We start from the raw sequence: 12,628 nt of genomic DNA on the forward strand, positions 1-12,628 counted from the left end.
TAAAAGATAGTCACTACATACTTTAGAAAGATGTTTTATCTCCTAAAGGACCGGCTCTGTCATCCACGAATATAAAAGGAATCTTTGAGTAATAAGGGTGTCCGCTCGCCTCTATAGGCATGTGAGTATTAAACTAAAAGCATACGATACTGTCAATTAAAATCAGACGCTTAACTGCTATTAGATAAAAGATGAAAACAATGGGTTACAATGTTGTTAAAACACACTCGCTATTGATAATAAAGACAATATCCCTACTTCCAAAAACTCGGTTATTTGCTCATTTGTAATTAAGGTAAAAACTGAGAAATATTGAAGTTAACGTAGATAAAGTTATTCTATAGATTCAAACAAAGCGGATTTTAATAACTTCCATCTCATCATCGAGTTACGATAAATAATAAAATTAGATTTTATAAAAACAATTTGATCAATAAGTTTTTTTGTAAACTTTGAATTACATACTCTAAAATTCAATCTCCCTAAAAAACTTGTCATAAGCCGAAATGCTCTTCCAATCTTGATTCGCAACACATGGCATTAGCGTGTTGCATATAGACTTCCTATAAAGCCGTTGGGAAGAAGGAGTTTATATTAAAATCAGGAACGAAAAATGAACCAACAACGTCAACTAAGCTGGAAAATAGCAGCTATTCTAGGTACGTCTTTTGGCTTTAATGCACACGCTGCAGAAATGGTCAGGGTCGATGATGATGCATTACTCCAACAGAGCCTCATCGCGCAGTCGAAGAGTGTTGCCCCACTAGAATTAGGTTTTTCTGAAGTTAAACGGGTGGTATTGCCCAATGGAAAAACCAAAGTCCGCTATCAACAAACTCACTTAGGTTTACCCGTCTTTGACACTTCGGTTGTCGCTACCCTTTCCAAGAACCAACCCACTCAGGTATTCGGTTCAATGGCACAGGGGATCAGTGGTGACTTATCCAGCATCGCGCCAAAGCTGAATCAGGAACAAGCAATTGAAGCTGCTCTCTCCGCTCACCGCACGTTTACCGTCGGCAAAAAGTCGATTGAAAATAAAAACGCGAAACTGATGGTGAGATTGGACGAGAACCAAACCGCCCAAGTGGTGTATCTGGTCGATTTCTTTATCGCGTCCTCAATGCCAGAGCGCCCTTTCTACTTTATTGATGCCACGACTGGCGATGTCCTCCAAAAATGGAATGGGCTAAACCACGCTAAAGCATTAGGTACTGGCCCCGGTGGCAACCTCAAAACCACTCGATATGAATATGGCAGTGACTTCCCTAGCTTTCCTATCGACAAAACAGGCACAACTTGTACGTTAGAAAACGATTCGGTCAAGACGGTCAACTTAAATCATGGAACCTCTGGCAGCGCAGCCTACAGCTACAACTGTGCCGACGGAACTAACTACACCGATCATAAATACATTAACGGGGCTTACTCGCCTCTTAACGATGCGCACTATTTTGGTAATGTCGTATTCGATATGTACAAAGAGTGGATGAACACATCGCCTTTAACCTTTCAGCTGACGATGCGTGTTCACTACAGCTCGAATTACGAGAATGCATTTTGGAATGGTTCATCAATGACCTTTGGCGATGGTGGCAGCACCTTCTATCCATTGGTCGATATTAACGTGAGTGCTCACGAAGTCAGCCACGGGTTCACAGAGCAGAACTCCGGCCTTGTGTACCGAAACATGTCGGGCGGCATCAATGAAGCCTTCTCCGATATTGCAGGCGAAGCGGCTGAATACTATTTGCGTGGCAATGTGGATTGGATTGTCGGTAGCGACATATTCAAATCGGAAGGTGGTTTGCGTTACTTTGACCAACCATCAAAAGATGGCCGCTCGATTGACCATGCCTCTGAATACTACGATGGTTTGAACGTTCACTTGTCTAGCGGTGTTTATAACCGCGCCTTTTACCTTTTAGCGAACAAATCGGGTTGGAATGTACGTAAGGGGTTTGAAATATTCACAGTCGCAAACCAACTGTATTGGACAGCAAACAGTACCTTTGATGCCGGTGCGTGTGGTGTAGCGAAAGCCGCAGCAGACATGGGTTATGTGGTTGCCGATGTTGAAGATGCTTTTAACACGGTAGGCGTGAATGCAAGCTGTGGTGTCACACCTCCAACTGGCAATGTACTGACGAAAGGCACACCGATTGCAAACCTAAGCGGAAACCAATCCTCAGAGAGCTTCTACACCTTCACTGTTGATTCTGCATCAAGCGTGACAGTTTCAATATCTGGCGGTTCAGGTGATGCCGACCTTTACGTGAAATCAGGCAGCAAGCCAACGACATCAAGTTACGATTGTCGCCCTTATCGCGCTGGAAACAATGAGCAGTGCAGTGTGAGCGCGCAACCGGGTGTCACCTATCATGTGTTACTGCGCGGATACTCGAACTACTCTGGCCTAACGTTGCGTTTAGATTGAGTTAGAGTAAAAAGCGAACCGCGTTAAATGGAAAGCAACAAGGCCAAACTGTTTTGCCTATTAGGTCTTGAAATAAAAAACCTCCGGTTACGTAGGCGTGACCGGAGGTTTATTGGATAAGTTGTCATTGATACTACAAGTAAGATAAAGCTAGTAAGGTACAACTAATCATCGAGTAGTGATTAGAACTCTTCAGTATCAATCTCACGTTGAGTTGCCGCGTTATAACGTCCACCAGCTATCTTGTTTTGAGGAATGATACCGTCTATCACGCGCAGCAATTCATCAGAAACTGATAGCTGTTGTGCATTCCAGTTCTCTTCTAAGTGTTGAAGGCTTGTAGTGCCCGGCAATGCAATAGAGTTCGGCGCTTTTTTCAAAGTCCAAGCTAACGCCAGTTGTGCCAGAGTCGGAGTTGAACCGCGATTGTCATTAATCGAAAAGCCATTCTCTTCTGCAAACATCGGCAACACAGACTCAAACTGTCGTACTAAAGACAAATTAGACTCGAAGTATTCATCAGAGAAACGTGGCATGGCTAAGCGAATATCACCAGCGACAAATTGATTATCTTTCACTTCGCCCGTCAACATACCGCGACCAACAGGGCTAAACGACACAAAGGTCGCATCTATCTTTTGGCATTGCTCGATTACCGCGATTTCTGGATTACGTGACCAGAGCGAATATTCCGATTGCACGGCTGCTATCTTATGAACCGCGTTTGCTTTGGCGATGGTGTCGGCAGAAACTTCTGACAAACCTATGTGCTTGATCTTACCTTCTTCCACCAAACGAGAAAGTTCACCAATACTCTCTTCAATCGGAACACTTTTATCCCATCGATGCAGGTAGTACAAATCAATAACGTCAGTATTCAAACGCTGTAGTGAATCTTCACACGTTTTGCGAATGGTTTCTGGCTGCCCATCAATCGCTCGCTTGCCATCAGGCCCTTTGAACATTCCACATTTACTGGCGAGGAAAAACTCATGACGACGATGATCAACAACCTCAGCTAACAGTGATTCATTCGCACCAAAGCCATACAAGGCAGCCGTGTCGAGCATGTTATAGCCCAAATCCAATGCTTGATTGAGTAACTTAATGCCATCCAATTTCTGCGGTGGAGTGCCATAAGCATGCGACAAGTTCATACACCCTAAAGCCACTGGCGCTAATGTCTGCCCACCAATACTAGCCATCATCGTTTATCCTTTTACTGCTAAAAATACCAACTGTGGAACCAATACGACTTTAAAGAACGGTTCTTCTTTAAGTCACTACTGAGCGTTAACTTGCTACTCAGCTTTTAATTATTCAGCTTCAAGTAACTGTTCAAGCTTGTCTAATGTTTCCATTGCAGGAAGGCAGCTCGCCACACTCGAATTTGGCTCACGACCCGTTTTGATTGCATCGAAGAATTCGCGGTCGATAAGCTCAATACCATTATTAGAAACCGCAACACCCTCTAGTGAGATAGGGTTTTCTTTGCCGTCATACAGGTCATCATAACGCGCTAGGTAAGTGCCCTCTTCACAGATGTAACGGAAAAACGTACCAAAAGGGCCATCATTGTTGAATGACAGTGACAGCGTACAAATTGCACCTGATGGCACTTTCATACCAATGCTCATGTCCATTGCGATACCCAAGTCTGGGTGAACTGGACCTTGAAGTGCTTGAAGTTTTGTTGCCTGTTCACCGGTTTGGTATTGGAAAAGATCAACAGTGTGACAAGCATGGTGCCAAAGCAGGTGATCGGTCCAACAACGAGCTTCACCTTTAGCGTTGGTGTTTGTGCGGCGGAAAAAGTACGTTTGAACGTCCATCTGCTGGATATGAAGTTCGCCGGCAGCAATCTTGTTTTGAATCCATTGATGGCTTGGGTTGAAACGACGAGTGTGGCCAGCCATTGCGATTTTGCCAGATTTCTTCTGCGCTTCTACCACGCGGTAGCTGTCTTCGATGTTGTCCGCCATTGGGATTTCAACCAAAACATGTTTGCCTGCTTCCATACATTCAATCGCTTGTGCTGCATGCATTTGTGTTGGCGTAGCAAGAATTACTGCTTCCACTTCATCAAGTACAAGTGCGTCAGATAGATTGGTAAAGCCCTTTGAATCATGACCATACTCTGTGATCAGTAGATCAAGCTTATCTTGCTCAGGAGAAACCATCGCAGTTACGCGAACGCCTTCAATTTCACGGATAGCATCCAAGTGTTTACGTCCAAAGGCACCTGTCGCGCCCACAACACATACGTTCATATTCATTCCTTTAATTTGATACCCGCCCTGTTTGGCCGGTGTTGCTTAATGCTTTTTACTTAATGTTTGATTACTTAATGAATTACTTAATTGCTTAATAATCGATGGCTTCTACGTTTAACCCAGTTCTTCATTCAGCTAATAACAACATTCGCTTGCTGAGATGTTCGATTTTTTGGTTGTCCCGTTATTCATTCACTGCGCGAGTTCGAGTATTGGCCAACTGCCCTAATACCAAATCACTCAGTGTAGATAGGTCTTGCCCTTGATATTCGACCGGCATCTTGCCGAGTGCGCTATGCCACTCCATCGCACCGTTCACCATCGAGCCATTCAAATTTAGTTCGCTTAAGGTGTTAGATACCTCTTTAAGCTCGTTGGAACGTCGCTCCCCATGAGATAACATACGTTCCAAGTGATATTGGCCGAGATCGTTCAATGGCAGAGCTGGATACGTTGTACTAAGTGATTCGAGCACATGATTTTCAACCCCCGCTTTACGCGCTGCCAACAAACATTCCGTAGTGAGAGCTTCAAGCCCTTTTACCATCACAGAACGAATCATTTTGATGCATGATGCCTCACCCACTTGGTCAGACACCACTTCAACGTTGAAGCCAAGTGTGGTCAGTAGCGGTTCAATCTCTAATGCTTTTTTTCCAGAGATCAACAATGGGATTGCAGATGTTCTTCCCAACACCGGGGCCATAATTGCAACATCAAGGTAGCTTGCACCACATGCTTCAATAAGCTCAGCATTCCTTTGTTTTACTTGGGGTGAACATGAATTACAGTCCAAGAATATCTGTTTGGGCGTAAATGTTTTCGCTACGTTTTTTGCAACGGCTTCGGCTTGATCGGCCGTCACCAGTGAAAAGACTAACTCAGCACCATTTATCGCCTCGTGGGCTTCAAATGCACCTTGAACGCCATGCTTTATGTATTCAAGGAGAATGCTTTCGCGGTGCTGTGCATGGTTACTTTTGATATCGAATCCACTGATCACTTCTGGTGCTTTATCACCCCAGCACACCAAAAATGCTTGTGCAGCTTCACCAAAACCAATGAACGCAGCTCTTGTTATCGTCGCCATAATTCTCTTTTTACCTGCCAACTTATCTGCGTTTTTCATGACAGTTACCTTAGCATTGGCATCTACAGGGCGATAATCAAATAAATATAAGGGGTATTCAATTTTGAAAAAATGCCTTCACTTTTAGATCGCACTTGAGTGTCATGATTTAAGTTGAAAATAGAAAGCCAAACAGAAAACAAAACAAGCCGAATTGAACTCAACTGAGAATAACTAAAGCTGTACACCTTTCTCACGTAACAACGTTAGAAAATGGTTTTGAACCGAGGTAGCAAACCAGTTCTTCCGCATGGTTAAACCGATTGGGCGCGACTGCTTTTTGCAATCAAATGGCAGAATGGTGAAGTGCCCCTCTTCAAGTTCGCGAGTAATCTGGTGCTGAGAGAGGATCGTTAATCGATCGCTGCCTAAAAGCAGTTCTCTTACCAACATCTGCGAGCTTGCCTCAACAATTCGAGTAGGTACATCACGTTCCTGAGACGTAAAAATGTCTTCAAACATTCTGCGTCCAGGCGTGTTTACATTAGATACAACCCAACTCGAACCTTGTAAATCATCAAGTGTTATTTGCTCTTTCAAGCTCAGTGGGTGATCGTTTCTAGAGAGGATTTTGTTATGTGATTGAAACAGAGTTTCTTGGCGAATATCGGTGCTCGGTGATGGGAAACGCAGCGCACCAATTAGGATATCTAGCTCACCGTGGCGTAAGTGATTGAGCAAGTCTTGATACGGGCCGTCGATCACATGAATTTGGCAATCAGGGAACTTACGAGAAAACTCATTGATGGTGTTTGGTAGTAAACATGTACGAGCAAGAGGCAAACAGCCAACCGTAATCACACTGTTATGGCGGTTACTCAATAAGCCAACCTCTTCGATACCTTGCTTGATTTCTACGAAGGCTAATTTGCTCGACATCACCAGAGCGCTACCAGCCTTACTAATCGTAATACCCGTGCTGTTTTTTTCGAATAAAGTGATACCAAGGATCTCTTCAAGATCTTTAGATGCACGATACACTGACGACTGCGACACTTCCAAAATACGACTGGCTTCAGTAAAGCTTTGACCGTTAGAAACCGCGATCAATGCTTTCAATTGAGTGGTTGTTATATTGAATAAATAGCGCTGAACGCTGCTTTTTCGCTGGCCTTTCGCGACTTTTAGCGAATCAGTAATGCCTTTACTGATGTACTCCAACGCACGTTCAATTCGAAATGAAAACGCTTCTCCTTGTTCGGTCGGTTTCATGCCATCGGTGGTACGTTCGAACAGCTCACTATGAATGTTTTTTTCCAGTTTCGCTATCGCTTGTGTGATAGCGGGCTGAGACAAAAACACCACTTCCGAAGCCTTGCTAATGCTTCCAGTATTCACCACTTCTGATATCGCTCTTAGGTGTCTCAAGTTTGGAATATTTAACATGTTATCGCCTCAAAAGTGCTGTCAAACTGCCATTTACATTCAAATTCCAAATGCAAACAGCAACTTCAAAAACGGTGCTAAATACAACATTTAAACCCCGTCAACTATCGAACACATTCAGCACATTTTTTGAATACTCTTCCAGCAGAAAAGCTGAAATCTGTGAGTTAATGTAGATAAAATGTAACTCCACCAACGTAAAGATGTGACTTCATTCTCCAAAAAAGAAATACACAAAAATTCATTTTCAATCCCCTTTTTTAATACATAACCCACAGCTATATATTAGTAACCCACTGTTTTATAGCGCAATGCAAATGGAATATCAAACTGTAACCCCAACACGAATAGTTAATGTTATCTCAAAATTGAATAACACTTTCACTATATGAATTATCGGTTGTTAATTTTAGGTGATAACTTTATCGACGTAGAAACAGGAGGTTCACAAATGAAAACAATAACTAAACTTACACTCGCTCTATCGCTTGCATATGCAGGTTCTGCTGCTGCTCTGGACATCACTATTGGGCATGTAGATTCACAAGATTGGACGATCTCTAAGAAAGGCGCTGCAACACAGGTTTTCAAGAACCTTGTAGAGGCTGAATCTGGTGGTCGAATTAATGTAAATATCTACCCTTCAGGTCAACTTGGTGGCGAGACAGAGCTACTTCAGTCGACTCAAGAAGGTATGTTAACCATGACTATGGTTTCTGGTGCCTACTCTAAGCTTTGTAAGGAAGCTAACGTACTAGAAATCCCTTACCTGTTCCCTTCAGCTCCTATTGCTTGGGAAGTGCTAGATGGTGAGTTTGGTCAAAAGTTGAATGACCAATGTTTGAAAACGACGGGTCTACGCAACCTCGCTTATGGCGAAACAGGTTTCCGCCATTTCACAAACTCAAAGCGTGAAATCACTACACCGCAAGACTTAAACGGTCTTAAAATCCGTGTAATGACCACACCACTTTACGTTGAAATGATGAAGTCATTGGATGCAGAGCCTACACCTATTGCATTCCCTGAAGTTCCTGCTGCTCTAACTACTGGCGTTATCGACGGACAGGAAAACCCTGTCAGCGTAATCAACGCGAACAAATTCTATGAACTTCAAAAATACATCACTCTAGACGGTCACGTTTATGGCACTGATTTCCTATTAATGAATGACGATTTCTACACATCTTTGAATGCCGAAGACCGAGCAATCATTGATCGCGCTGCAAAAGTTGCAGGTACAGTAGGTCGAGCTATTCAGCAAGTGAATTCAGCAGAAGGCTTAGAAGTACTTGCTCAAAAAGGCATGAAGATTACTTCGCTAACGCCAGAGCAACAGAAACAATTCCGCGATAAGACGCAGCCCGCTGTGATCAAATGGTTATCAGGCACTATCGATTCAAAATGGATTGATGATGCACTAGACGCAGTAGAAACCGCGACTAACTAATTCATAACCGAATAATCAATACAAAAACCCTACAGCAGTACTTATAAGAAATGAGTCGTTATACCTCTGATGTATAACGACTCTTCCCAAGGAGACAGGGAACATGATTGAGCAATATAAAAAGCTACTTGCGATTCTCGCAGGGGCTTCACTCTTCAATTTGTTTGCAGTGATGTTGATCACCACAATCAGCCGTTACTTTTTTAATACCTCTATCCTATGGGGCGAGGAGCTAAGCAAATACTCAATGATTTATGGCGTTATGTTCGCTACATCATTGTGTTATTTAGAAGGCTTACACATCAAATTTTCTGTTCTTGATTCAGTCAAATCAAAAGCATTTCAAAAAACGCTGGAAGTCATTGTCGACCTATCTGTTTTGTTATGTTCGGTGATCTGGACTTACTCAGCGTACCTATTTGTGATCAAACGCGGAGGCATTGAGTCAGCTGGTATTGGAGTCCCTATGCACTACTTCCAATCAGCATTGATTGTTGGCGGCGCTTGCCTGTTTATAGCCGCTACACTGCGTTTAATTCAGCACGTGAAATCAGCGCGTGTATCCACAAGAACTCAAGCTATCCAAAGCGACGTATAAGGAATCGTTATGCCTTCAATTGCCTTAATGGGATCCATGCTAATTTTTGGTATTCCTCTCGTATTCAGCATCATCTTGGCGATGTCGTTCTACGTCTCTAGTACTCCCATCTCTATCAGCCTAATAGCTCAACGTATTTTTAGTGGTTTGGATTCTTACTCTATCCTTGCGGTTCCTCTGTTTGTTCTTGCGGGTGAGCTAATGAACAAGAGTGGTATCACCAGCCGTATCATCGATTTCGCTAACGCATTAGTGGGTCACTTCCGTGGCGGCTTAGCTCAAGTGAATATCTGGTCTTCAGTGATGTTTGCTGGTATCTCAGGCTCTGCAGTCGCTGATACATCAGCACTTGGCCGCGTGTTTATTCCTCAAATGGAAAAAGAAGGCTACAGCAAAGAGTTTTCTTCAGCGTTAACGGCAGCATCTTCGGTTATTGGGCCGATGATTCCGCCAAGTATTCCAGTGATCATTTATGCGCTTATAGCGAGTGGCGTATCTGTCCCTGCCCTATTCTTAGCAGGCATTGTTCCTGGCGTATTGTCTGCAGTTGCTCTGTCTATTTTCGTGTTTATTTACGCGACTCGTCACAACATAAAAAGCAACGTGGTTCGTCAAAGCCGCCGTAAAGCATTGGTAAAGGCGTTTATTCCGCTAACAATGCCAATCTTCATCCTTGGTTCAATCTTGATGGGTATTGTGACGCCAACTGAAGCAGCAGCGTTCGCAGCTTTCTATGCGCTACTGGTTGGTATGTTCGTGTATAAATCTCTGAGTTTCAGCGACCTACCAGAAGTGTTTATGCGTTCAATGCGCGACTCTTCAATTGTCTTGATCCTGATTGCCGTTGTATCTGTAGCGAACTGGATTCTTACTTTCTCTCGCGTTCCTCAATTCATCAGCCAACAGATTTTAGGCAGCATCAGCGACCCAATCATGTTTTTGATTATGGTGAACGTTATCTTGCTGGTCGTTGGGTTATTCCTCGAAGGCATTGCTGCAATGCTGATTCTTATCCCAATATTCCACCCGATTGCGATGAGCTTTGGTATCGACCCTGTTCACTTCGGTATCGTGGTTATCTTCAACCTAATGATTGGCTTGATTACACCACCAATGGGAATTTGTCTGTTTGTGTCCAACACCATATCCAAGGTCGGAATCGCCGCGATTTCTAAGCAAGTGATTCCACTGTTCCTACTTGAAGTATTGGTGTTGTTCTTCATCACTTTTGTTCCGCAAAGCGTGCTGTTCTTGCCACAGCTATTCGGATACTAGAGCACACACAAAACCATGTCTGTATATGAAATATTGCTGCCGCTGATACTGATTGTCGCGGCAGGCTTTCTCACGACTAAAAATGGCTTTTTCTCTCGCCATTTCATCGGCGACGTAAGCAAATTCGTTCTTTATATCTCACTTCCTGCGGTCATTTTTGGCAGTGTCACTCAGTTAGATTTGAGCGAAGCGATCAACAAAAACTACATGTTGATCTATGCCGTAGGCGGGTTGCTGTGTATGAGCATCGCAGTGTTGTATAGCCGATTAATCATGAAGTTGAAGTGGCAAGATTGCTTCATCAATGCTCTAGGTAGCGGGATGCCAAACAGTGCATTCATAGGCTTCCCTATCGTGTTGTCGATTTTTGATGGTCAGTACGCGGAAGCGTTTCTAATGAGCGTGTTGATTGAAAATCTCGTGTTTATTCCTGTGTGTTTGGTGTTACTGGAGTTCTCGAATGAAACCGACTCATCGCTCAAAGATCAACTTATCGAGATTGGAAACAGGCTAAGAAAGAATCCAATCATCGTTTCGATCACCTTGGCACTGAGCATCAACCTGTTAGGTATTCAGCTCCCAGTCGTGATTGGAGAAAGCGTTGGCATTCTCGCCAAAACCTCAGTCGCTTTAGCATTGTTTGCGATTGGTGGAATTTTGGGGCAATCACTGGTGCTAAACCAAAAATCACGCATTGCGCTGGTTACTAGCATCAAATTGGTTTGCTTCCCCATTATTGCGCTTGGCTTACTTTTGGTCTGGCCGGTAGAAGGAGATTTAAAATATGTACTGCTTATCTTTTGTGCATCACCAATGCTCTCTATCTACCCCATTCTTGGCGGGATTTATAAGCAACAAAACTTCTGTGCAAACACATTGATTATAACGACGCTGGCCTCTGGATTTACCTTGTCTATCGTTGTTTCGCTCATAACTCATAACTCATAACTCATAACTCATAACTCAAATAACAATAACCAAAACGTTCACTCATAAGGTCTTAAACATGGAAAAAGTTAAAATTGCTGTTGCTGGAGCAGGCTTAATCGGGAAAACACACATCAAACTCATTGTTGAAAATGAACAATGCGAACTGGCTGCTATCGTTGACCCGTTCCCTGCAGCGAAAGAGATTGCCGATGATTACGGTGTGCCCGTTTATGAGAGCTTAGAAGAGCTGTTTTCCGATGCAAAGCCAGAGGGTGTGATCCTCGCGACCCCAAATAAGTTACACGCTCTGCAGACACACGAATGCATTGCCGCTGGTGTGGCAGCTATAGTCGAAAAACCAGTGACAGATTCTATCGAAGATGCGGTTGAGTTATTGAAGCATGCAAAACATGAGAACAGTAAAATCCTGGTTGGCCATCACCGCGCTTATAGCCCGCTTTTAGAAACCGCTAAAAAGATCATCGACAGCGGTGAGCTGGGCAAACTGGTTTCTATAATGGGCAGTGCGGCATTTTACAAGCCAGATTACTACTTTAATGAAGGCGACTGGCGCAAAGTAAAAGGCGGCGGCCCTATCCTTATCAACATGATTCACGAGATAGGCAACCTGCGTCACCTTGTTGGCGATATTGTCGGTGTTCAGGCGATGAGCTCGAGCAGTGCACGTGACTTTGAAGTCGAAGACACAACAGTCATCTCTCTGCGCTTTGAAAACGGCACACTAGGCTCTTTCCTATTGTCTGACGCTTCAGCAAGCCCACGCAGCTGGGAACAAACCTCACAAGAGAACAAGTCTTACGCGACGTACGAAACCGAAGATTGCTACCACGTAGCGGGCACCAATGGCTCCCTTTCTATACCAACTATGCAGGTGAAATCATTCGCGAAAGACGTCACGCCATCATGGTGGAACGAAATGCTTGAGCGCAAAGAAGAGATTCACCGTGAAGATCCTCTAAAACGTCAGCTTGAACACTTCTGCGCATTGATTCGAGGCGAAGAGCAAACACCAAAAGTCAGCATTTGGGATGGCCTACAAAATCTATTGGTTATCGACGCGATCATCAAAGCCTGTGAAACAGAACAATACGTACCCGTTCAAGATGTAACACCGCAGCTTAAGTAAGGA

General features: G+C 43.7%; 10 protein-coding genes. 6 read left to right on the forward strand and 4 right to left on the reverse strand.

The genetic code is table 11. From position 1 onward, the window contains the following. The first annotated feature begins 613 nt into the window (after positions 1-613). Positions 614-2,437 carry a M4 family metallopeptidase gene (locus tag HRQ85_RS11215; RefSeq protein ID WP_172379634.1) on the forward strand — a complete coding sequence of 608 codons (1,824 nt, stop codon included), beginning with the start codon at positions 614-616 and terminating at the stop codon, positions 2,435-2,437. Positions 2,438-2,619: 182 nt separating this feature from the next. On the opposite strand, the gene HRQ85_RS11220 is transcribed toward HRQ85_RS11215, so the two are convergent. The 4 genes from HRQ85_RS11220 to HRQ85_RS11235 form a co-directional block, all read right to left on the reverse strand. After that, on the reverse strand, positions 2,620-3,645 hold the full coding sequence (locus HRQ85_RS11220) for an aldo/keto reductase (protein ID WP_253918852.1): 1,026 nt from the start codon (positions 3,643-3,645) through the stop codon (positions 2,620-2,622). Between the two features lie 108 nt (positions 3,646-3,753). Continuing rightward, entirely contained in the window at positions 3,754-4,707 is a 954-nt protein-coding gene (locus HRQ85_RS11225; RefSeq protein WP_172379635.1) for a Gfo/Idh/MocA family oxidoreductase, read from the reverse strand. Positions 4,708-4,894: 187 nt separating this feature from the next. Beyond that, positions 4,895-5,839, reverse strand: a complete 945-nt coding sequence (locus HRQ85_RS11230; protein WP_253918853.1) for a DUF1932 domain-containing protein — start codon at positions 5,837-5,839, stop codon at positions 4,895-4,897. Between the two features lie 174 nt (positions 5,840-6,013). Further along, positions 6,014-7,225: a LysR family transcriptional regulator gene (locus HRQ85_RS11235; RefSeq protein WP_052878527.1), complete on the reverse strand. Its 1,212-nt coding sequence runs from the start codon at positions 7,223-7,225 to the stop codon at positions 6,014-6,016. 451 nt (positions 7,226-7,676) lie between these two features. Here HRQ85_RS11235 and HRQ85_RS11240 point away from each other — a divergent pair, with 451 nt between their 5' ends. From HRQ85_RS11240 to HRQ85_RS11260, 5 genes are all read left to right on the forward strand, one after another. Then, complete coding sequence (locus HRQ85_RS11240; protein WP_050621285.1) at positions 7,677-8,675, forward strand: TRAP transporter substrate-binding protein; 999 nt, start codon at positions 7,677-7,679, stop codon at positions 8,673-8,675. Positions 8,676-8,778: 103 nt separating this feature from the next. Then, positions 8,779-9,273 (forward strand): TRAP transporter small permease, encoded by a 495-nt coding sequence (locus HRQ85_RS11245; protein ID WP_172379636.1) that lies wholly within the window; start codon positions 8,779-8,781, stop codon positions 9,271-9,273. 9 nt (positions 9,274-9,282) lie between these two features. Then, positions 9,283-10,548 carry a TRAP transporter large permease gene (locus tag HRQ85_RS11250; protein WP_172379637.1) on the forward strand — a complete coding sequence of 422 codons (1,266 nt, stop codon included), beginning with the start codon at positions 9,283-9,285 and terminating at the stop codon, positions 10,546-10,548. Between the two features lie 15 nt (positions 10,549-10,563). Beyond that, positions 10,564-11,496, forward strand: a complete 933-nt coding sequence (locus HRQ85_RS11255; protein ID WP_172379638.1) for an AEC family transporter — start codon at positions 10,564-10,566, stop codon at positions 11,494-11,496. A gap of 58 nt (positions 11,497-11,554) precedes the next feature. Then, on the forward strand, positions 11,555-12,625 hold the full coding sequence (locus HRQ85_RS11260) for a Gfo/Idh/MocA family protein (RefSeq protein WP_172379639.1): 1,071 nt from the start codon (positions 11,555-11,557) through the stop codon (positions 12,623-12,625). Positions 12,626-12,628: the final 3 nt, after the last annotated feature.

The organism is Vibrio sp. Vb339, from assembly GCF_902751245.1.
Lineage (GTDB): Bacteria > Pseudomonadota > Gammaproteobacteria > Enterobacterales > Vibrionaceae > Vibrio > Vibrio coralliirubri.